The organism is Bacteroidota bacterium (assembly GCA_016714535.1).
Lineage (GTDB): Bacteria > Bacteroidota > Bacteroidia > AKYH767-A > OLB10 > JADKFV01.
This window is the reverse complement of record JADKDR010000001.1, coordinates 412319-437115: the sequence shown is the minus strand read 5'-3', so window position 1 is coordinate 437115 and position 24797 is coordinate 412319. Positions and strand designations below refer to the sequence as shown.

Annotated in this window: 13 protein-coding genes and 1 pseudogene; 7 read left to right on the top strand and 7 right to left on the bottom strand. The window is 37.6% G+C overall.

The features are described from left to right. Positions 1–624: 624 nt before the first annotated feature. Positions 625–3978: a gliding motility-associated C-terminal domain-containing protein gene (locus tag IPO27_01810; protein ID MBK8845339.1), complete on the bottom strand. Its 3354-nt coding sequence runs from the start codon at positions 3976–3978 to the stop codon at positions 625–627. Then, a complete protein-coding gene (locus IPO27_01805) occupies positions 3911–5629 on the bottom strand; it encodes a hypothetical protein (GenBank protein MBK8845338.1) in 1719 nt (572 codons plus the stop codon). The genes IPO27_01810 and IPO27_01805 overlap by 68 nt, the downstream gene beginning before the upstream one ends. A 750-nt stretch (positions 5630–6379) precedes the next feature. Here IPO27_01805 and IPO27_01800 point away from each other — a divergent pair. From IPO27_01800 to IPO27_01790, 3 genes are read left to right on the top strand one after another with little or no spacing between them, the layout of a single operon-like run. Then, positions 6380–7252, top strand: a complete 873-nt coding sequence (locus IPO27_01800) for a hypothetical protein (protein ID MBK8845337.1) — start codon at positions 6380–6382, stop codon at positions 7250–7252. Between the two features lie 4 nt (positions 7253–7256). After that, positions 7257–9254: a T9SS type A sorting domain-containing protein gene (locus tag IPO27_01795; protein ID MBK8845336.1), complete on the top strand. Its 1998-nt coding sequence runs from the start codon at positions 7257–7259 to the stop codon at positions 9252–9254. A gap of 52 nt (positions 9255–9306) precedes the next feature. Continuing rightward, the gene (locus IPO27_01790) at positions 9307–10692 is read left to right on the top strand and encodes a T9SS type A sorting domain-containing protein (protein ID MBK8845335.1); all 1386 of its coding nucleotides are present in this window, start codon (positions 9307–9309) and stop codon (positions 10690–10692) included. A gap of 51 nt (positions 10693–10743) precedes the next feature. Here the strand turns inward: IPO27_01790 and IPO27_01785 are convergent, their stop codons facing one another. Further along, positions 10744–11841, bottom strand: coding sequence for a DUF1972 domain-containing protein (locus IPO27_01785; protein ID MBK8845334.1), 1098 nt, complete (start codon positions 11839–11841; stop codon positions 10744–10746). Between the two features lie 292 nt (positions 11842–12133). Continuing rightward, complete coding sequence (locus tag IPO27_01780; GenBank protein MBK8845333.1) at positions 12134–14131, bottom strand: tetratricopeptide repeat protein; 1998 nt, start codon at positions 14129–14131, stop codon at positions 12134–12136. A 182-nt stretch (positions 14132–14313) separates the two neighbouring features. Here IPO27_01780 and IPO27_01775 point away from each other — a divergent pair, with 182 nt between their 5' ends. Then, positions 14314–16659 (top strand): choice-of-anchor B family protein, encoded by a 2346-nt coding sequence (locus tag IPO27_01775; GenBank protein MBK8845332.1) that lies wholly within the window; start codon positions 14314–14316, stop codon positions 16657–16659. Between the two features lie 53 nt (positions 16660–16712). Here the strand turns inward: IPO27_01775 and IPO27_01770 are convergent, their stop codons facing one another. After that, positions 16713–18557, bottom strand: a complete 1845-nt coding sequence (locus tag IPO27_01770; GenBank protein ID MBK8845331.1) for a PKD domain-containing protein — start codon at positions 18555–18557, stop codon at positions 16713–16715. Between the two features lie 85 nt (positions 18558–18642). Here IPO27_01770 and IPO27_01765 point away from each other — a divergent pair. The 3 genes and pseudogenes from IPO27_01765 (at position 18643) to IPO27_01755 (ending at position 23447) form a co-directional block, all read left to right on the top strand. Beyond that, positions 18643–19909 (top strand): annotated as a pseudogene (locus tag IPO27_01765) (aspartate kinase). 48 nt (positions 19910–19957) lie between these two features. Then, positions 19958–21019 (top strand): COX15/CtaA family protein, encoded by a 1062-nt coding sequence (locus IPO27_01760; protein ID MBK8845330.1) that lies wholly within the window; start codon positions 19958–19960, stop codon positions 21017–21019. A gap of 67 nt (positions 21020–21086) precedes the next feature. Next, on the top strand, positions 21087–23447 hold the full coding sequence (locus tag IPO27_01755) for a TonB-dependent receptor (protein MBK8845329.1): 2361 nt from the start codon (positions 21087–21089) through the stop codon (positions 23445–23447). Here IPO27_01755 and IPO27_01750 read toward each other — a convergent pair. Both IPO27_01750 and IPO27_01745 read right to left on the bottom strand, forming a co-directional pair. After that, positions 23438–23677 (bottom strand): 4a-hydroxytetrahydrobiopterin dehydratase, encoded by a 240-nt coding sequence (locus tag IPO27_01750; GenBank protein MBK8845328.1) that lies wholly within the window; start codon positions 23675–23677, stop codon positions 23438–23440. The genes IPO27_01755 and IPO27_01750 overlap by 10 nt on opposite strands. Positions 23678–23684: 7 nt before the next feature. Beyond that, positions 23685–24728 carry a hypothetical protein gene (locus IPO27_01745; GenBank protein ID MBK8845327.1) on the bottom strand — a complete coding sequence of 348 codons (1044 nt, stop codon included), beginning with the start codon at positions 24726–24728 and terminating at the stop codon, positions 23685–23687. Positions 24729–24797: the final 69 nt, after the last annotated feature.

The following is a 24797-nucleotide window of genomic DNA, read 5'->3' as shown; positions in this document are numbered from 1 at the left end:
GTGTATACTGCGGCTCTAGTTGATATCCAAAGACATCAAAGTTGTCTTTGGATTCTTGCCAAATCTCATCAATGTAATCCAACTACAACATAGCCCCAACGGGGCGAAATTTTGGAAATAAAGGAACGTTACTTTAACGAAGCTATATCGGGGAGAATTTAATTTCATAGCTAAAACTTTTACTTAAATTTCAATTCAATCTGTTTTGCAGTTGAAAACTGAGTAAATATTTATTTCTCATTTGAAGAGCTTCAACCCGAATTAGCATATTAAAAAGCATCAGAATTTTTGATGTAGAATTCAAGTAAGATTTATTTGTTTGAATTTTACAACTTATGTCAAATGTCGCCCCGATGGGGCTATAGCATGCTCATTTATTCAACATTACCAAAGTTTCAGCCCTACGGGCTTTATTCGAATAGCAGTATGGCTAATATATATTTAGAGAAGATGCAGATTTCATCTTGTTAGAATTAAGCAAAAAAATATTTTAGCATTTAGCCCTGTTAGGGGCGAAATTTTGGTAATAATGGAATCCAACTTCAACATAGCCCCATCGGGGCGACATTTTGGTATTGATGGAAAGGTACTTCAACAAAGCCAGATCGGGGAGAAATTTATTTCTCAATCTCGAATTAATGTCAAACTCCCGGTAAAACTTTTTGGCTTATTATAAAAATCAATTGCATCAATCAAATAGTAATACACACCTTCGGGCGCAAAAGCACCATCTTTATATGTGCCGTCCCAGCTGTCTTCTACAGAATTTAGAATTTTTATTTGCTGCCCCCATCTGTTTAATATCTGTATAGAAATTTGTTTTACACTTCCATAGTAAACCTGCCAGGTATCGTTGAAGTTATCATTATTAGGTGTAAATACATTTGGAATAAAAATATTACAATCAAGCCAATGCAGATAGGTACTGTCTGCAGTTTTGCAACCCTGATTGTCAATTACCAGTATCACCCAACCACTATCGTTGGCGGTATAATTATTTGAATTATATAGTAGCCCATTCCAATTGTAGTTGGCATAGCCAATGGGCCCTAAAAAATCTATAGGTATATTTATACACTCATATTTCTCTTCGCCCAAATCAAAATTTGGATAGTCATAAACGCTGATGCTAAAAGTGTCTGATATATTTGTACAGCCATTCATGTTGGCTATTAACTGATATTGCCCGCCATTTCCAGATTGCAACGAGTTGAAGAATAAATTAGCATTTGAAGAAAAATTATTCCCATTGAACAGCCATTGATAAGTTGTGTTTGCTTGTGTAGCTTGATTGATAGAGATAGAGTCGCCAACGCATTTTTCAATTGATTGAAAATTATTTACAAAAGGTAATGGCTTTACTAAAATTAAAACTGAATCCTGCGCTTTGCATCCATTTGCAGTAATGCTAAAAGTATACAGACCACCCATAGTAAGATTATTTGCAGGTAACAGCAAGGAGGTGTAGCCAGCTTGTATTCCTAATAGATAATTCCATAAATAGGTACCCGTATCTGCAACAAGTGCTTGTAATTTAATTGTATCACCCATACAATAAATTGTATCTCCAGTGATAATAGGCAAAGCAGGAACTGGAAATACACTTACAGGAATAGATATTGAATCCATCAAGCAATTAAATTGCGTAGCATTTAGAATGTAAGTGCCGCTATCTGCCAATGTAGCGGGGTAAATTAATAATGTATCATTGGTGGTATGGGTGCCTAATGGAGATGTCCATGAGTAAGTTGTACTTGAAACAGAATTGGCAATAAGTAATAGCGTATCACCATTACAAAGCTGCATGTTTTCGGTAACAGTTATGGCAGTTGAATTAATCAAATTTAAAAATATAGAATCTAATCCACCAGGGCACAATGAATCAGAAAATTGCAGAAAATAATAACCAACATTAGTACTATCAAAATTATAAATGATTAAAGAATCATTGGTAGCAGTAATATTTCCGGGTCCTGACCATTGATAATTCACTTGCGGTAAATAGGTAGCGTATAAAATTATTGAATCTCCTTTACAGATAATAGTATCATCAAGTAGGATGCTCAATAATGAAGCAGGGTTAACATATATACTCACCGGTACAAAATCACTAAAACATGGAGAGTCGTTAGCAGCAATATAGATTATTGTATCGTTGAATATAGCGGAGGTTTGAAAAGTGTCTGCAATGGAAATCAATGAATTCAGATCGGCTTGACTAAACCAGGCAACGGGATTGGTAGCATTAATGAGCAACGAGTCACCTTTGCAGATAGTAAATTGCAAAGCCGAAGGGGGGCTAATTGTAGGGAGAGTATCAACGATAACAGTGTCCATAGCAGTGCAGCCAAATGAGTCTGTAATCATTACCGTATATGTACCAGCATTGGTTACATAATTATATGGCTGTGAATTTCCACCGGGCTGCCAATCATATAATATCATGCCGAGGTTGGCAACAAGCATAGTGCCGCTATTCTGGCAAATTTGAATAGGGCCCGAAGGCACAATTGTAGCTTGCAAATTGGAATTGGTAATAACTATAGACAGAGTTGTAGTAATACCGCAAACAGTAACATCGCAACTATAAGTACCGGCCGAGTCAATTACCTGTGTAAGCATGCTGCCACTCAATGGGGGGTGCCAGTTGATTACTGAGCTATCATTGGTAGAAATATTCAAGGTTATAGTTCCACCCTCACAGAGTTGATTGCCTGGGCTTGCAGTAATAAATGGAGAGGTATAAGCGATAATTTCCATAAAGTTAGAGGTTAACGTGCATCCTCCTGTATCTGTCCATACATAATGATATAACCCCGGGGATGTGGCATAGATACTTTGTGTATATCCAATAATAGTGCTGAGTGGGCCATACCATACAAATGCAATACCAGTGTCTGCAATTAATAAAACACTATCACCCGGGCAAAGTAGGGCATTGTTAGGAATTGCAGTTATATCGGGAGTTTCAATTTGGTCAATACTAATAGTTTTGGTTTTCGTTACTGAACATCCTGTAAGTGTATCGGTAAGTGTATATGTTGCAGAGTAAGCGCCTCCTTTATAAATCAGAATAGAGTCGCCATATTGAGAAATGTATGCAATGCCGGACCCGGCCACTGTAAAACTATCACAACCTGTGAGGTAAACCAGTTCTGTATCGCCCGGGCAAATAATGGCAGGGGCATAAGCGACAACGGTATCAGCGGGTGGTTGATTTACTTTTAAATAAAAGTCGCGCGAAATGGTGGCTATCACTAATCCTGAAATCAGGTGGTGTATTATAACCTCGACATTACAAAGAGAAGTAGAGTCTGCAATATATTTTTGATAGTGAAATTCAAAAGTATGTGTGAATGAACTGTCAAGCTGCCAATGAAACCCTCCGGTTATTTTCCACTCCATCAACACATCAAGCAGGGTTGTATCATTGCCGTTATAATAATCAATACTGTCGGCCACAAACATTTTAAAACTTTCACCTGCGCATAAGGTAACAGTATCCGTTGCCTCATGTAGTGAGTCAACAAAATATATCTGCGGATAGATAGTGTCCCCAATGCATTGGCTTGAATCGCCATTATAGGCGTAATAGTAAACTTCAATGCAATCATTCTTGCTGCATATACCTCCTGGGGCAGTTACATTATACGTGTATGCTCCCGGTTGCCATACTTGTAAACTATCGCCATTTTCAATGCCATTTGGCGTTTGCCAATAGGTGCTATATCCTTGATTAGAATTGATACCAACTAGCATTATGGTATCCGGAAAATTTACAAGAATGTTTTTTATGCAGGTGTCTATTGGTATTGCTGTAAATGGAATGCCACCGTAATTGGTAATGGAAGGAAGATTAGGAGCGGGATAAAGTATGATGTAAATGCTATCCTTATAACTCATGCAATTATCATTGGTACTTATTGTTACATACAAGAACCCTGTATTGGTTGCATATACTTTGCTCGGTCTTTCCATTTGACCATAGGAAATTATACTGTGGCCCTATTACTGCATTTTGTCCTGTTGGCAGCCACACGCTTACCGGCACAGAGTCGCACCCGATAATGGTATCCTTACCATTAATAAATGGAGAAACTACCGGATGAACACAATTTGTATCTGTACGAAAATAGTAATCGTAAATTGCTCGTGTTGAATCAAATGGTTGAGCAAAAAATATGTCCTTATTTCCATTGGTCAAACAAGAAATAAATTTCCCATACCATGCTTCGCCACAATGATTGGGTTTAATGCCCGGCCCTTGCGAAGATACATTTGAATTACTTCCATGAGGTTGAAAATTATTTCCATCGGGAACATTGATGATATGTTCGAAGCTACCACAGAGTGTAGGGTGATATTTATTTTGCATGGTCACCGAGGCGCAATTATCTTTTCCATGCCCACCTATGTGCCTTGCGTAAAGTCGGTTGGCAAGCGTATCATACGCTGCATAGAACACATCGTACTCTCCAACTGATTTGAAAAGCGCATCTCCAAACTCTTGGTTAAGTGCTGTCATTTCGCATTCAAAAACTCCACCAATACAAGCAGTTCCCTGAGCATCTGACGCAAGCGAATAACAGTGCAACTGATTATTGCTGCCTGTGGCAAATGCATTGGCAACCGAGCCATCCGGACGCATTCTAATTAAAAAAAGTTGATTAATAAATGGCGTCTGCAGATAGCTAATTGGATTTTGAGGAAGTATCATTTTTCCAGAATAATCTCCCGCCATGTAAATGCTATTCTGAGCATAAGCAAGGTTATATAAACTCACACTTGATGCAATAAATTTTTTAAACCAGGTGATATTTCCATTTTCATCCATCTTGCATAAGGCTGATGCATTAAAGCCGATGTTGTTATAAACAGTGCCGAAGTCGAGCGTGTCGCTAAATTGGAATCCAAGATAAATTGAATTCTTTTCATCTATGGTTAAAGCCAGGCCACGGTCATCATACTTGCTACTCCCCGTTTTAGACCATACGATATTTCCAGCCGAATCGCACTTGGCAATAAACATATCAAAAGATACGGAGTTAGTAATTGGATTAAAGGCACTCAGATAGCCGTTGTTGCCAAAGTAAATAGAATCTTTGAACTGACCTGTAAAAATTACATTGCCATTGGTGTCGGCCATGCAGGATAACGAAATGTCAATATCATTGCCACCAAAAAGTTTAGCCCAAAGAAAATTCCCGCCACTATCAATTTTTGCAATAAAAATATCCTGTGTGTTATTTTTTGATAGTAATGTAAAATTGCCAAAGGAAGCAGAGTCAGCAAACACACCAGTGATAAACAGGTTACCCCATTTATCGCTTGATAAGCCATAAGCCCTATCACTACCATTGCCGCCCGCAGAGATAGACCAAAGTAATGTGCCTGAAGCATTTTGTTTGCAAACAAATATATCAGCGGCTCCCTTAGAAGTAAGTGTTACCGTATCAAATTTGCACGTATTGCTAAAGAAGCCTGTTGTGTAAACATTGCCCCATATATCGGTTGTGTTTTTTAATGCTTCATCTGTGGCGGTACTTCCAAAACTTTGTAAATAGTTTGATTGAGATTTAGTATGAAAGCACAGAAGTAACATAAAAAAAAGCAAGTAGATTTTAAGCATGGTGGTAGTTTTAAGGTTGCTGAGACAAAACTGCCAAAATTTTTAGTTTCAAAACTGATATTGCATTTATATTGCGATAAGTTTACTTTATCAGAATTATGCAATTATTTTTACTAAAAAAGGCCGTTACAAACATTTGTAATGGCTTCTATATACGTTCTTTTAAGAATTAGTTAGCAGTCATTTATCTTGGTAAAAGGGTAAAAACCAAATTAATTGATGCAAAAAATTATTTCTTCCCAATTACCTCCTTAAACATCCGCTCGTATTGATCCGCAATTTTTTGTCAGTTGTATTCATTTTTTATTTTATTGAGATTATTTGCTGTAAATGAATCTCGTTTGGTTTTTACTTCATCATAATTGTCAATCATGTTGGCAACATCGGTTGGTGATTTAAAATAAAGGGCATTTGCAACTTGTATTATTTTCTATTTCTTTTAATTGGTTGGGGTTAGTGGTTTATTTTTCTAGAGAAAAAATTAATACTTACAATACCGGTTCATAAGTTTATTTGCTATTTAACATTTCTTTTCTATAATTTCACATTCATAGTTTGCAAACTACACGGTTCTTATTTTAATTAATTTTCCTAAAACAAAATCAAAACAAATGGATTCAACATTAAAATTTAGTTCTATTGTATCAGAAGGTATAATGAACAGGCAACAGGCAACACATCAAATTTACTACATTTATTTTAATACTTTTTGCAATTTTTAATACTAATTATACAATAGGGCAAGGAGTAATGTGGTCGCAAACCATTGGTATCAGTAGTCGAAATGAAACTGGCAATGCTATCATAAATACAATGGATGGTGGATTTGCAATAATTGGAAGTAGAACAAGCGAAAACAATGGATTGAAAGATGTGTATTTGGTTAGAATTAGTAATGAAGGAGAAGAACTCTGGTCACATGCTTATGGAGGAATATATAATGATGAGGGAATGGCAATACGCGAAACTGCGGATGGGGGATTTATTATTGCAGGCTATACGAATAGCTTTGGAAATGGTGCGGCAGATTTTTTTCTAATAAGAACAGAATCAGATGGTGATGAAGTATGGTCAACAAGTACCGGTAGTGCATTAGCAGATGGCAGTTATAGCATTGTTGTTGATGGTGTAAATTACCTTGCCTTTGGTTATACTAATGCCGGAGTTCATGGACAACGTGATATGGTAGCTGCTAAATTTAATGACCAAGGAACTAAATTGTGGTCATATAATTATGGTAGTACAGATAATGATGTATGCTTTGCAGCTTGTAAATCAAATGATGATAATGGGTTTATTTTAGTAGGCAGTACAGGTGCATTAGCACAACAAGATGTAATGGTAGTAAAGATTGATGGAGATGGTACAAAACTATGGGATAGTACCTATAACGTTAATTTGTCTCAATTTGCCTATTCAGTATGTCCCGGTCAATTGCAGAGTTATGTCATTGCAGGTAAAAGTTGGGATGCATCAGCCAATGTATCTCGCATGTTTTTATTAAAAATTACAGATAATGGCAACAAAGTATTTTATACTGAATATGGTGATGGCACTACTGACCAAGTAGCATTTGGTGTAATACAAACAGAGAACCTCAGGTTATACACTTGTAGGTTATAAAAATATGGAGGCTGGCAAGTTGGGATGTGCAGTACATACCAACGCTTATGGTGAAGTTACATGGGAAAATTATTTTGAAAGCGAAACAATAGATGAGTTTAAAGGAGCCTGTGTAGTTGATGATATCAACTTTGCGGTGGTAGGCACATCGTTAAATGAAGAAAACAATACGCCAGCCGATATTATAGTTGTTATGCTTGCAAATTGCAACTACAGACTTCCACGCAAAATTTGGATGCAAGATAGTTGGCGATATCAAGAACCTAACAATTCTAACAATTATCAGTTAACCAAACGTGACGAAATGATATTATTGGATGATGTAGTACCTTGTACAAATGGAGTAAGTTGTTGGCAAGATAAGGCAAATCGATTTATACAATTATGTAAAGAATTAAGGATTTCGACCGTTATTCTTGGGCATTTAGAAGATATAGTGAGAGAAGATAATGGAACATTTTCAAATTATCAAGATCATGATGCTGTGCATCCATTGCCCATTCCAACCATATTAGCAGATTATGATGGGACTGTATTAAGACAAAGATTAAAATTATTTATTCAAATGTTGCATAACGGTGGTGTTGACAATATTTATGCACAAGTGCGTGATAGGGAAATTGGACCCGGCCAATATGATTACACTTATACCTATGACGAGCCCAATGTTGCTATTACCAATAATACACAAATACTTAATGCCCTTTGTAGCCTTAACCGTAGCGTAGCTGATGGCGGCTTGGCCTTAGGTTTTGATGGTTTACTTTTAGACTATGAATACTTTGCACCCGATTATGGTAATGCATCACCTAATTGGGTAGAGCAATTTGGAGAGGTAAAAGATGGATGGGACCATTGGAAAACCTTAGCTGACGCTTATATTGACAAACGATATAAAGTTGTTGGTAATAATAAAAATTATTACCGCTTAAGAGCAGTTGATTGCTATGTGAGTAGAATTGTATTTATGATGGATATACATACAAGCACCAATAATGGATTTACCAATGGAAAATTTGATATAAATAGTTCAGGGGCTACTACTTTAGCGGATTCTCGTTTGGAGATTGATATTATAGATGAAAAAGGTTTTAATCAAATTGCACATGCATATTTTATTGAAGATAAAATGGACGGATTTGTTTACAATGGAACTAATAGAAGAACGCCTTGGTGTCCTACCAATTTCTTAAAATCAGATCCATTATCAAATGGAGATTTATCAAATCCACAATTATACCGCTGGGCTATGCTACTATTTGGCAATGACCACGAAGGAGGAGGCACACCACGCAAAACACGTATCAGTCCTGAGTTTTGGCCGCAGGAGCAAGATGGATTAAATTGTGCTAATCCAACAGGAGATACCAAGTTTGGAGATGTATTGTTGCAACAGTGTTATTGGAGTACGCATGCATGGCCATTAGGCACTTCCACTATCCAACCTCACTTTTTACCTGAAATTGAACAAGAATATGTAAGTCAGTTTAATGATTATACGGGTTCATCTGATTTCTCTACTGACCCAACAGTTAATGATGCTGGGCAGGTTAACTATCAGTGGTGGGGCAACGTAAGCGTCTTTGGAGGTTTTTATTATCATCAATACGGTAACGGCAATACTTCATTAAATGTACTCGATCTTCCAACCCGGACAGGTGACCGCACTCAAGCAACTATTGTTGCACCATATATTTATTGTACTGCCTTACGCAAACCAAAGACAAATAAATCAATTGAAACTCAAACAAATTATTCAATTGTCCCCAATCCGTTTATTGATCAAGTCACTATTTCAACAACAGAATTAAAAAGCTCGTTGAATTTAAAATTATTTGATTCGGAATTTAGAGAATTAAATGCTATTAGTAGAATAGGATCGAACGTAAAAGGTTCTAATCAAGTTACTTTATCATTTAATCAACTAACCAACGGAATTTATTTTCTTGGGATTATTGATGAGGAAAAAACTTCATGGTTAAAAATTATTAAATCAAATTAATTTGAACATACAAGCCTTGAAAGAAATATCAAGGCTTGTTTTTTTGTAAACTATGATGAAAAAAATAATAATATTAATCACATTGTTTTCTATTTATTATACTAACTCAAAAGCGCAATGTAGCTTTATTAAAGAATTAGCAACCGGCAATAGCACATGGGGATTCGATGTGATCGAATTGAGTGATTCTTCTATAATTGTAAGTGGACGAATTAATTTAGGTCAGGGTCAGAATCAAATTGGATTTTTAGCAAAATTTGAGCCATGTGGTGATACAATATGGACATTGCCTTATATAAATAAATTCGGGGGAATCGTAAATATCGAACAATTTGATTCAAACAATATTGTAGCATTTTCATTTATTTTTGATACAATTAATCAAGCAATTTCCTCATTTAATTTGATTGATAAAAACAATGGAAATTACTGTTGTGTAAACTCGCCTTTTAAATCTCAAAATGGAGGCAAATTCCGCCAAGCCAGGCGCAGCCCCCGAGGCAATTATTTATTAACCATCCATCCCTTTTTTGACCCAGTACACGCTATTAGTATATTGGATAGTAATTTAAATTTGAAGTATTATACCAATGCATCTACATGTTGTACAAATGCTCCAATTGAAGACCCTGAGGGCTATATTTATGCTGCATCATCAACAGGGGCGCAGTTTCCCAATTACCGCATAGAAAAATTTGATAGTACCTTGACTTTGCAATGGCAATATGATTATGGCAATATTCCGTATCCAACTAATTTAGGGTATTTTCTTAATTATGACATAGCCTTTAGTGCAGATACTAATTTGCTAATAAGTACCGCTGGTGATGATTACCAGCTGTTAAAAGTTAATCGTTACACAGGAGATACTATTTGGTCGCGATATTATCCTGATAGCAATTTATGGCATGACCATTCTGATATATGGTATATGACTCGAACAAAAAAAAATGTATTAACCGCTATAATGGACTACGGCATGACGGTAGCTGCTTTAGATGAATTAGGTAATATAATTTGGAAAACACCCAATTTGGGAATGGAAATACGATCAATTCAACCAACGCTGGAAGGTGGGGTAATTGCAGTTGGTACAAGAGGAAACCCAAGCAAAATGACAGTAGCCAAAATAGATTCAGGTGGCAACATGGTATTTACAAGCGAGTATGAGTTGCCTAAGCAAATAAAGGTGATGTCTATTTATCCAAATCCTTCAGATGATAAAATAACAATTAAAGCACAAGCATTGGAAGGAAGGGATGTAATGGTAACGGTATATGATGCAAAAGGAAGTAGAATGTTTGAGCGTATGTGGTTTGACGAAAATGAAAAGTATTTTGCAATTGACATTGATTGTGTAAATTGGAATAAAGGGCTTTATGTTGTAACAATACAAACGGAGAAAGAATATTTGAAAGGTAAATTTGTGAAGCAATAATATGTATGCTTATCGAGAAGTAACTATTGGGCACAAATCAATATCAAATGTCTAATTCCCTATTACCTCCTTAAACATCCGCTCATATTGATCAGCAATGTTTTGCCAGTTGTATTCATTTTTTATTTTTTCAAGATTGTTTGAAGTAAAAATAGCGCGCTTACTTTTTACTTCATCGTAGTTATCAATCATAGTTGCAACATCAGCAGGTGTTTTAAAATATAAAGCATCGGGGCCGGTAACATGGCGATTAAATACATTATCATGTGCAGCTATAAAAGCCTTGCCTGCCATAGCTTCTAATAGCGAGGGGTTGGTGCCTCCTACTGAGTGCCCATGAAAATACAAGTTGCTGTAGTTTCTTATTTGATGTAAAATTTCTTGCCTTGCAACCCAACCCATAAAAACAATTTTATCGCAATTCTTATATTTATCCTTTAAATAAAATCCATACTTATGTTCGTACGAAGCACATACGTATGTTTTCATGTCAGACTTTGAAAGTGCCACTCCATCCAAAATAATTTCGATATTGTTTTCAGGCTCAAGCCTGCAAATCATGGCATTATATTTAAAAGGTTCAAGGTTAAACTCCTTTAAAATTTCTGGCTTGTCATTTTCGAAAAGATCTGCTGCATAGGCAATAAAATAGGAGTCGCGTTTATAATCCTTAGTAACATAATCCTGTATGCCAATATTATCACTTATAATAGCATCCGAATTTTTTATCGAAAGTTTTTCGGTCCAATAGGTAAATTTCTTAACCAGATTGTTGTGTTTACTGCGCCACCATTCCATCCCATCTATATTGGTTACCACTTTGCATTTTGGTTTTACCAGCAGGTAAGCAAAGGTCATGGTAGTGTAGCCACATACCAATATAGCATCGCAGTTTTGTTTAGAGGCATGATGATAGCTTAACAGGTCATAAATGAAATTTCCACCTGAGCCAATCTTTTTTTCGGGGTTATATTTTTTTATCACGCGCACGCCATGATATTCCGGTTTATCATACGGATGGTGCGATGCATTATAAACCAGCACTTCATGTCCTTTTTTTACAAGTAATTCCGACACGCGTTCGGCAAATTGCTCAAGCCCTCCATAATTGTTGGGAATACCACGCGTACCTATAATTGCAATCTTCATATAGCTTTTTGTTTATGTATTAATAATATAGTTTTTTAAAAAAAAAATGTTTGGCCGTCAGTATGTTGAATGTTGTAAACAAATCTTAAAATGTTATGCAGTCTAAACTTACAGCCTGATTTATTAAAATTAATATTTAATTAGTTAGAAAGGTTAACTATTCAACATAGCTCTGAATAGAACTCGCATGCCGAAATGAAATACCTCTTGCAAAAGTGAATTTTATTTTTTCTGTTATGCAGATGATAAAAAAAACTTTTTCACAACTTAAAACGTGAGCTGAATCTCTTGGTTACTTTCTCAACTTTGGATCGAGTTCATAAGCACGGTTTAAGTAGCGATTGCCATTCATGGCATCGCCTTTATTATTGTAGGTGATACCGAGGTAGTAGTTAATAGTAGCATCATTTGGCTTATACTCCAACCCTTTTAAAAAAGCACCTATTGCCTGGTCCAACTGCCCCATGGTACCATAAGTACTTCCCAGATTCTTATATGCATCGGAATACGAAGGTGCTATACTGATAGCTTTGTTAAAGGCTGCAATTGCATTATTAAAATCTTGTTTGGCAAAATATGCTGAGCCCAGGTTGTTAAAACCTTCGCTATACTGTGGATTTACAGTAACCGCTTTCGTAAGTTCGGCTATCGCATTATCATACTGTCCCATTTTAAAATAACAGTTGCCAAGATTATTATAAGCATTTCCAAAATTTGGATTTCGTTTTATTGCCGCAGAGTAAATATCAAGCGCCTCTTTAAACATACTTTTGCGCACATAACAATCTCCTAGACCCATGTAAGACTCAAGGTAGTCAGCATGACACTCGATGCTTCGTTTTAGTTCGCGCACAGCTATTTGCCAGTGTTCTTCCTGTTCGGCAGCAGGTACCAGATTTTGATTTAAGTCTTGCAAAAAATGGTTGCCATACAAATAATGAATTCGTGCACTTCCCGGAGCATGTTCGGCATCGGAACTAAAAATGGTGGTGTCGTTTTCCCAATCTTGATTGCGGGCAAATGTTTTTACACTTGCTATAAGCAAAAGCACACCAATTATTCCGGTAAATGCTTTATGGTAACCAACCATGTTTCCGATAGATGGAAAATTAACTGCGCTCGAAAAATCTATTTTTAACAATCGCGATAGCAGCACAATCAGGGCGATACAAAATCCGAGCGAGGGCATATATAAAAAGCGATCGGCCATGGTGGAGCGGGTTAGGAAAAATAAATTAGTAACCAGAATAATGGTTCCTAAATAAAAGATAATGCCAAATGAAACAGGATCTTTCTTTTTTATGCCCATCAAGGCATAAACACCCATGCCTAAATGAAGTAAAATAGAAACGATTACAAACCAATTATCGAAACCAACAATCTTAATTTCGTTATACGAATAGTCGCAACTCATTGGATGTGGAAATACCAATAGCTTTAAGTATAGGCCCATGATGTAGATAGCGGTAGCTTTTTGCATGCCTACATTGGATGTAGCAACCAGCGAATTGTCACTGATTAAAATACCTTCCTGTGCTGTTTGCGATGTAAGTACATTGCCGCGAGCAATTAAATAAATGCCAGCTGCTGCCATCACCGGAAGCATGGCGTAAGCATATTTTTTAATATCGCTGTTGCTAAAAAAGTATATCATTACCGGTACAACACCAAGTATACTTATTGCACTCTCTTTGCTGAAAGAGGCAATCAGAAAAAATAAAAATGCAAGAGCCAACGAAATCATTCTTTCGGCCTTTATGTATTGCAGTATCTGGTTTAGTGTAAGTATGGAGAAAAGGAACGTAAGTATTTCGTCACGGCTTTTAATGTTGGCTACTACTTCGGTATGAATAGGGTGCGCTACAAATAGCAAGGTAATTGCAAACGGCAGAAGTATGTTTTTTCCTTCAAATAGGTTTTTCATAAAACGAAATAGAAAGAAGCCGGTAAGTCCATACATAAGCACATTTATCCAATGACCTAATATGGGATTGTTGGGTGCCAATTCCCACTCAATAGCAAACATGATCATACTCATGGGGCGGTACAACCAATCATTTTTTCCATCAAGCCCATACCAGTAAGAGGTTTTAAGTAATGTTGAAATGCCATCAAACCCCTGTTGAGTTACGGCATTCCCATAAATGGTTGGAAAATCGTCCAATGCCCATTGATGGCCCAACGTATTGGCATACAGTAATAATGCAAAAACACCACAAATAGCCGAGCACAGCCATACGATACTGTTGGTAGAGTTTTTTGTAGCCACCGGTTTACTTTGCTTTTTCAATGGCTTTTTTTCCTTGTTCATAAATAAAATAGCAGGTTATGTTAAGGTTGGCTAAAGTAGCTATTTTAGAATGTGAATAAAAGTTTAATTTCGCACGGCATTTTTAAACCGCATCGGCCGTAGGGTCGATGTTCTTGGTCTGATTTCGAAAGAACTTTAATTTAAATAATAAAATATATCAAATGAAAAAAATTGTACTTAGTACTATTTGCATGCTTGTTTACACATTCGCTTTTGCGCAGTTAAACATGACTTTTAAAAGCAAGAAAACTTACAGCGGTGAATTGTCTAACATTGGGGGCTATGTAGATTCTCTTGGCAATGAGTATGCGCTTGTTGGCTGGGAGTTTGGTTTGTCTATTGTAGATGTAACCGACCCACTTAATATTTTTGAAGTTATAAATATTTCAGGACCTCAGTCTATTTGGCGCGAAGTTAAAACCCATGACAAGTATGCCTATGTAACAACCGAAGGTGGTGGTGGATTGCAAATTATTAATCTCAGCAATTTACCTGCAAATAATCTTCCTGTAAAAAACTATTTGGGTAATGGCGCCATCAGCGGGCAAATTGACAATATACATGCACTGCACATTGACGAAGGTTATATTTATCTATATGGAACCAGCTTATTTAATGGTGCTGCATTAATCTGTGATTTAAATTCCGACCCATGGAATCCAAACTATTTGGGCCATACGCCTGGTACGTATATTCATGATGGATATGTGCGCAACGATACCTTGTTTTCCTGTCATATATACGATGGGTACTTTACCATCTTTGATGTTAGCAATAAAGCAAATCCAATTGCTTTGAATACGCAAAATACTCCTGACAACTTTTCGCATAATAGCTGGTTGAATGATGCAGGCACTGTGCTCTTTACCACTGACGAAGTAGATAATAGCGTGCTTGCTGCTTACGATATTAGCAATCCTCAAAACATAAAATTGATTGATCAATACCAAACAGCACCAGGGTCGCAGGCCATTGTTCACAATACGCATACATTGAATGATTATGAAGTAGTATCGTGGTACACCGAAGGAGTTGTTGTTGTTGATGTTGCCCGTCCTGATAATATGATTGAGGTAGGCCATTATGATACTTCACCCTTTAGTGGTGGCGGCTTTAATGGTTGCTGGGGCGTATATTGTTATCTTCCCTCAGGCAACCTGGTAGTTAGCGATATAGAGGAAGGATTGTTTGTAATCGCCCCCGACTATATTCGTGGGTGTTATCTTGAAGGCTTGGTAACTGACAGTATAACAACTTTACCTATCAATGGGGCTACGGTAACTATTGTTAGTTCTAATAAAACTAAATTCACCAACACCATGGGTGTATATAAAACAGGATTAGCTGCCGCAGGCTTGTACGATGTTACCGTTTCAAAAGTTGGCTATATAACCAAAACCATCACAGGGGTTTCGTTAGCTAATGGTATTGTTACCGCATTAAATGTGGAATTAGTACCAGTACAAACCTTGAATATTACCGGCAACGTAATTGATGCCGGAAATGGAAATCCAATAGCTAATGCGAATGTTAATATTAGCGATGGGCAGTATAATTGGGATGTTATCACCAATGGCAATGGAGATTTTTCTATTAATAATTTTGTAACGGGAACATATACAGTTACAGCCGGACAGTGGGGATATATTACCTCATGCAACACAGCACCAATTAATGGGGGCAATGTTACCATTGCACTTAGCAAAGGCTGGTATGATGACTTTACATTTGACAATGCCTGGAGCACACAGGGCACTGCAACTACAGGTTTTTGGGTGCGCGAAGAGCCTATAGGAACAACTAGTAATAACACGCAGGTAAATCCCGATTTTGATGTTATAACTGACTGTAATGATAAATGCTTTATGAGTGGCAATGGCGGTGGAAGCTCGGGCAACGATGATATTGACGATGGTAGTGTAACACTTCGTTCGCCTTTCTTTGATTTGTCAAATTATACAAATCCGGTGTTATATTATTCACGATGGTTTTATAATGGTGGAGGTCAGTTTGGTAGCACCCCAAACGATACCATGTATGTATACATTAGCAACGGTGCTACTGAGGTATTGCTCGAAAAAATACATGTCAACACACCAGGCATGTCTAATTGGATAAATAAATTGTATGCGCTTAACAACTACCTCACTCCAACTACTACCATGCGTGTGCGCGTAGTTGCCGAAGATTTTTCGCAAGGAAACGTATGTGAAGCAGCCTTCGATAAATTCCAGGTAAGTGATGGATTCCTAAGTATTGACCACACAGCAGTTGCAACTGATTTTACGGTTGCTCCTAATCCTGCAAGCATCGACTTTTTGCTAAGTACAAATCAAGCAGGCGATCAATTAACTATTCAGGATATAACAGGAAAAATAATTGAACAACTTACTATGACTTCGGCCAGCATAAGAATTGGCGCTGCATATCAGGCAGGTTTATATTTTGCTACGCTTACCAATAAGAATGGTGGTAGCAAAACGCTTAAACTTATAAAAACGCAATAGTTATAAAGTCGAGTTGAAAAATATGCGCCTTGCTTTTAGCAAGGCGTTTTTTTTTATGGTTTAATCTTAATCAGTGGAATTCGAGTCAAGGTGTTTCGTCCCCAAACTGCAATGGTATAATAGCCGGGTGGCAGGTGTGCAATATCCATACTAAATGGGTTGGTATAAATTGTTGTGTGCGTTGTTACTTCTTTTCCGCTCACATCATATAGGGTTACCGAAACAAATTTATCTGCCGAATTACTGTATAGTGTAATTTGATCGTTTGCGGGGTTAGGATAAACAGCTAACTGTGCTGTATGTGGCTCTGCCATTGCCGAATTGGTAACCGCAACAAGCCCACTAGCGTTTTCGCATCCATTGGTATCGGTAATAGTTACATAGTAGTTTCCCACTTGCGTTGCCGTATAGCATATGTTAGTTGCATTTGGAATGGGTAGGTTGTTATAAAACCACTGATAGCTTACCGCTGTCGAATCGCAGCATAGCAAGGTTCCGGTAGCAGTTATGGTTGGCGTATTTGGTATAGGGACAACACTAATAAATTGTTGAATGGTAACAGAATCGTTGCCAAATGAATTGCTTACTTTTAAAGTAACAGGAAAAGTACCATATTGAGCATAATATATTCCCATCGGATTTTGATCGGTAGCAGTAGATGGTGATGCACCGGTGAATGTCCATTGCCAGCTTGTTGGATTTCCGGTGCTGAGATCATTAAAGTCAATCGCTTGCTTTTCACACAATACCGTATCCGAAGAGCTGAACAATACCTGTGGGGCCTGCCCGGTACCGTAAGTATACAACGATTGATATAAGTTTGGTAAACCATATTGGTTGTCACCAAAGCTAAGTGTAAAGGCATTGTCGATAAAGTTGCAGGCGGCACCTGCTTGATTGGGCTCGTTTATTACACCCATTTGATTACTGAACCTGTTTGCCAGATATATATTACTATCGGTTCCTAATTGCAGAGCAGCATATGCCTCAAAACCTACATTGCCCGGTAAGGTTACTTGAGAAGCTATTATTGCTGCTGCTGAACCCGCATTTAAATCCCACTGAAAAATTTCCATCGGGTTTTCTAAGGTTGCATATAGTTTGCTGTCATCGCCCGAAAACTCGAGCCCATATGCCTGCGATACATTCGGAAACGTAATCGCATTACTAATTATTCCGGTGCTGTTGTCAAAATCAAATAGTTCAACTAAATCCATTCCCAAGGTAGAGGCATAGGCAACCTTTTGTCCGCAATGCGAAGCTTTCATATAGCCGGCAAAGCCCAATACGCCCTGTATAACACTACCACTTGTGCTAATAACAGGTGTGTTGCTAACTCCTGCCGATGTTACTAAGTAAGCATAAAAATCGGCTGTGTTAAAAGTGTGTCCAATTATCCAAATATCGGTTCCATTGGAGTGTGCAACGGCAGTAACTTTCTCGGTAGAATTATTTACTATTGGTGTGTTTTTTATTACCACATCTCCTAATCCGCCATTTAAGGTCATATCAATTATCGAATAGTCCATGGTGCCAAGACCATTGGTTGGAGTAGTAACAATAATATAAGCAGCAGTATTGCCGGGGTATGGAATGATTAGTGCCGCCTGTGCAGAATTATTATTACCCGATAGTCCTGTGCCATTGGGCATAATGGTGTTATTCGCGTTCCAAACCGTGCTGCCATTGGTATAAAACAGTAAGTTGCCACTAGCATCAGCAATAGACGAAACGCCTTCGAGCATGGCCATGGCACTAGTACCAATGCTTACAGGTGCGCCACTCATAAAATCAAGAGCAGCGTAATTTCCGAAATACCATTGCGAAGCCTGATTTTGACCCGACAATTGATTAAGAGAAAATAAAACAAACAGTAAAGCGATCAAGCAGTTATTCATAGCAAAATGGTTTTTTACAAAGCAATTATTTTTTTTTAGAAAACTCAAATAGAAATACACCTACTTTTGCTCCATATTACGAATTATGAAAGTCTTTAAGTTTGGCGGGGCCTCAGTAAAAAGTGCCGATGCAGTAAAAAACATTGCAGGTATACTAGCATATTTTGAAAAGGAGCAGGTTGTCACTGTTATTTCGGCTATGGGCAAAACTACCAATGCGCTTGAGCGCATTGTAAATGCTCATTTTAATAAAAGCGGTAATGCATCTTTGTTGTTAGAAGAAATAAAAAAATACCATACCGATATAATAGAGGATTTGTTTGATGCCAAACATAAGGTAATAGATGAAGTAACTAATTTTTTTGTTGAAGTAGCCTGGACACTCGAAGAGGAGCCACGCAGCTACGATTTTCTTTATGATCAGATTGTAAGTGTTGGTGAGTTGGTAAGTACCTGCATTGTCAGTAATTATTTGGAAAGTACAGGTCTTAAAAACAAATGGCTCGATGTACGCGATGTTATTCAAACAGATAATTCGTACCGCAGTGCCAAGGTGGATTTTGCTAAAACCGAAAGCATGGCAATGCGTAAAATACCATCGTTGTTTGCGGGGAATAATTTGATAATCACCCAGGGCTTTATTGGCAATACCAGCGAAAAATTATACTACCACATTGGGTCGCGAAGGTTCAGATTATACGGCTGCAATACTTGCTTATTGCCTCAATGCTGAATCGGTATCCATATGGAAAGATGTGCCTGGTGTACTCAATGCTGACCCTCGATATTTTGAACATACGCAAAAGCTTAATCAGATAAGCTACCTGGATGCTATAGAAATGACCTATTATGGTGCCACGGTTATTCATCCTAAAACTATTAAACCGCTTGAGAATAAAAAAATTCCATTGTATGTAAAATCTTTTATTGAGCCTCGAGCGGATGGAACATTGATAGGGCATGGCCTGACTACCACCCCTTTTATTCCTAACTTAATTCTTAAAGAGGAACAGGTGCTTATTACGATAAGCGCCACTGATTTTAGTTTTATAGCCGAAGACAATTTGAGCGATATATTCGAAATTTTTGCTACGCATAAAACAAAAATTAACATGATGCAAAATTCAGCCGTAAGTTTTTCGGTGTGCATCGATTTTCAAGAACATCGTTTTGAAAACCTGGTGGCAGCTTTAAAATTGAATTATCAGGTGCGTTACAATAAGTCGCTCATGCTTTACACCGTGCGGCACTATACAAGTGACTCGATCAATCAATTAATGAGTAAAAACGAATTAATGCTGGAGCAGCGAAGCCGTCATACAGTACAATTGGTTATGCGAAAACTTAATTAAATTTGCATTGTTTCATTAGTGCATAGAAATTATAAATTTTTCACACTGATGGAGGGCACAAATAAAACCAATGAATTGAAACGAGATAGTGGAATACTAATTTGGCTGTATAGCGGATGCTTCCTCATTTTTGCTATGGTTATTATAGGAGGAATAACCCGCTTAACGGGCAGTGGTTTAAGTATAACCGAATGGAAAGTTATTACCGGAACATTGCCACCATTGTCCGAAGCCGCATGGATAGCTGAATTCGAAGCATATAAGCAATCTCCTCAGTTTCAAAGAATAAATTCACATTTTCAGTTAAGCGATTTCCAACAAATTTATTGGTGGGAATACATTCATCGTCTCGTAGCACGCATACTGGGACTTGTATTTATTTTTCCGCTTATCTATTTTATTGTCAAAAAGCGCATTAACAAAGCATTGGCTCCCAAGTTGGGTGTCATTTTTTTGTTAGGTGCATGGCAAGGTGTTTTGGGATGGCTCATGGTAGCAAGTGGATTGCAAAGCAATCCGCATGTTTCACATATAAATTTAGCAACTCACCTGGTTAACGCTTTTATTTTGTTTGGCTATATCTATTGGGTAACGCTCGACTTGCAATATACCAACGACTCACTTACTTCGTATCGCCCCAAGCGCGAGGCAATGAAATTTTCATGGATACTGCTTGCTTTGTTTGCTATACAATTGACCTATGGGGCTTTTGTTGCCGGGTTAAGAGCAGGCAACATATTCAATACATGGCCACTGATGGATGGTCAGGTTATTGCCGATTCAGTTTTTATAGCTTTCGAAAAAACAGGTTTTGCCAGTTTAGTTAACAATCACGCAACCGTGCAGTTTATTCATCGTACGGTAGCTATTATATTTTTGCTAGCGGTTGTCTATTTTTGGTATAACCGCAACACGAGTGCTTTTAGTTTGAAAGGCGAACAAAAAAATGCCATAAACATATTACTCATCGTTACCTTGCTTCAAGTGTTGTTAGGTATTACCACCTTGCTTTTGTATGTGCCATTAATATTAGGAGTGGTGCATCAGGCAATGGCTTTTGTGTTGTTTGGTTTATTGATTTTTATTTGGCACAGGTTAAAGTTTGCTTGATACTTTTGCGTAACAAAATATCAGTGCTTAAATCCAAACTCACAAACGAAGAGTACAATCTATTTACATGATTAAAAAATATTTCGCGTTAATTTTAATTTTGATTTTTGTTACGAATGCACATGCCCAGCAAGGTCAAATAGTAAAAGGCAGAGTTACCGACAAGCAGACAAAGCAAAGTTTGCCCGGTGCCAGTATCGTTTTGCTAGATAGTGCTGTGTTTGTAGCAACTACTTCCGATGCCAATGGCTATTACAAACTTGCGAATGTTGGACTGGGGCGTAAAATTTTTAGGGTATCTTACCTTGGATATAAAGAGAAAACGTTTACAGTAATAGTTACAAGCGGCAAGGAAGTAGTAACTACGATTGAATTGGAAGAAAATGCTATTCAAGGTAAGGAAGTAGAAGTATCGGCTACGCGCGAAAAAGCGCGCAGTAATAATCAGATGGCCACGGTAAGCGCACGTTCGTTTACCTTTGAAGAAACATCGCGTTATGCAGGTAGCCTTAATGACCCAGCACGCATGGCCGGCAACTATGCCGGTGTTAGCAGCAGCAATGATAGCCGTAACGATATTGTTATACGTGGCAACAGTCCTGCTGGTTTATTATGGCGACTTAATGGGGTAGATATTCCAAACCCAAACCACTTTGGCTCGCTCGGAACTACCGGAGGGCCTATCAGCATTCTCAATAATAATCAACTTGATAATTCTGATTTTATCACAGCGGCATTTCCGGCTGAATATGGTAATGCATTGGCCGGTGTGTTCGATTTGCAAATGCGTAATGGCAATGATGAGAAACATGAGTTTCTCTTTCAGGTAGGTTTCAATGGCTTTGAAGGTGGTGCCGAAGGCCCCATTAATAAAGCATCTAAAAGTACCTATTTAATTAATTACCGTTATTCTACCTTGGGTGTTTTTAAAGCAGTAGGCATAAATTTTGGTACCGGTAATGCGGTACCGCAATATCAGGATGTGAGTTTTAATTTTCACTTTCCTACGAAGCGTGCCGGACGCTTTTCTTTTTTTGGTATCGGAGGCAAAGCCTATGTAGAAACGTTGGATAGGGACAAAGATTCTACCAAGAACAGCCTTTACGATAATGAAGAACGCCAGAATGGATATTTTGGCAACAGCACCGGTGTAGCAGGTTTACAACATTTATATGTGTTTGATAACGGCATGTATATTAAAACCACTCTTGCTGCCAGTGCACTTTTTCAAAACTGGAAGGTAGATAGCATTGGCAACGATAACAATATTCCTTATCCGTTTTATAGAAACAACTCTTATAATATACGTTCTACCATTACTTCAACTTTAAACAAGCGATTTAACTCTCGTAATTTTTTAAAATCAGGAATTATTGTGGAGCATTATAACTTTCAATATGCAGATAGTATTTCGCGTGCTTTGAACTTTAGAGTTATAACCAATACTGAAAGTGCAACGCAATTACTACAAGCATATTCGCAATGGCAGCATAACTTAAGTAGCAGGCTAACGCTAAATACGGGACTACACTTTCAACAGTTTATGCTTAATAAAACTTTCAATATAGAGCCACGCATAGGCATCCGATATGAGATCAATAAGCGCAATACACTTTCGTTTGGAACCGGCCTTCACAGTCAAATACAGCCCATTTACATTTACATGGTAAAAACGAAAGTTAACGCTACAGATGATGTACAAACCAACCGCAACCTCGACTTGACCAAGAGCGCACACTTTGTATTTGCGTATGACTATAGCTTCAAAAAGGACTACCGCATAAAGGCAGAGTTATACTATCAATATATCTATGATATTCCCATCGAAACACAGCCTTCCAGTTTTAGCATAGTAAACGAAGGGGCCGATTTTAATTACAGTAGCCGCGATAGTTTGCGCAATAACGGAACCGGGGATAATAAAGGAGTTGAATTGACTATAGAAAAATTTTATAGCCAAGGTTTTTATTTTTTAGTTACTACCTCTTTATTTAATTCAAAGTATGAGGGAAGCGATAAGATACGAAGGAATACCGCCTTTAATGGAAACTATATTTTTAATTTTTTGGCGGGCAAAGAATTCACCATTCACCAAAGGCATGTATTTGCTATTAACATTCGCACTACCTATGCCGGAGGTAAACGATTTATACCAATCGATTTAAACCAATCATTCTTATTAAATGAGTCTGTTTACGATCAGTCGCGGGCGTATGAGAATAAATTTAAAGACTATTTCCGAACCGATGTAAAGTTTAGTTACCGCATCAACTATAAAAAGGCAACACATGAAATCTCACTCGACATCAACAATATTTTTAGTACAAAAAACATCTGGCAGCAACAGTTTAATCCTCGCACAGGTAATACGATAACTGAGTATCAGATTGGTTTTTTCCCGATTCCTTTGTACAGGCTCTACTTTTGAGGATACACGGAATCTATACGCTGGGCAAGCATTCGGTCTTTTTCGGTAATCATGTTGCCTGCATCATGTGTCGATAGCTTGATGGTTACTTTATTGTAAACATTCGTCCATTCAGGATGATGATTCATGGCTTCAGCTTCAAAGGCAACCCGCGTCATAAACGAAAAAGCATCAGCAAAATTTTTGAACTGAAACGTTTTTACCAACGCATTGTTTTCTTCATTCCACATACTCGTATTAATTTGATATTGCTTTGTATAAAACCAGGTAAGTTGGAAAATGGTCGCTGTAACCACCTATATAATTATTAAAATCAAAGGTGCGCTTTGGATAACCTTTGTATCGTCCGGTTTGTTGAGACATAAATGGTTTATTGAAAATAACAGCACGTTTAAAGAAAACACCTTTTTGCTTCGAATCGGTGAGCTCTTCTGAAATTATTATTTGATCAAATAAGTTCCAGGCATCGTTGTAAGCTAACGTGCCTATTCCATTTAAGTAAAAATCCATCCACGGGTTATACAGGTCGCTATCATTTACTTTCTTTAAATCGCCTTTGGCGCCTAAAACTTTTGCAACACTCGGACTTGTTGGGTCATCATTCAAGTCACCCATAAGAAAAATCTTTGCCTTGGGAGATGCCTGCAATATGGAGTCGATTTTTAATTTACATACCAAAGCTGCTTTTGCTCTGCCGGGTGCTGAGGCTTCTTCACCACCTCTGCGGCTTGGCCAGTGATTTACAAAAACATGTATCGCTTCGCCTTTATAATCGCCCCAAACATATAGCACATCTCTTGTTTTGCGGCTTGCTGTATCACCTTCCTGACTCAGATTTACAAATAATTTTTCGCTCCCTTTCGAGCTAAAATAACGGGGGTTATACAACAGCCCAACATCAATACCTCGTTCATCCGGTGAGTCATAATGTATAATTTTATAATGTCGGTCTTTTAGCTTTGGATTTTTTACAAGGTCTTCGAGTACGCTGCGGTTCTCTATTTCTGCAACGCCTATCATAGATAATCCTTCGGGACTTTCTTCTATGCCTATCTGCGAAATCACGTCTGAAAGTTTATTTAGTTTGTCCAGATAAACTTCGCCCGTATAATGATACGATCCGTTAGGCAGAAAGTCTGCATCGTTGTTTGGTCCATCTATGGTATCAAATAGATTTTCGAGGTTGTAAAATCCTATTAATCCTACCTCATATTTTTTTTGTGCAAATGTACAACTGCTGCATAGCAGCAGCATCATACTCAGAATGTGTTTGTTTATCATCTTTAATTTTAACCACCCAAAGGTAGTTTATTTGATAAAGCAGCAAATGATTCAAGGGTTAAGTTTTTA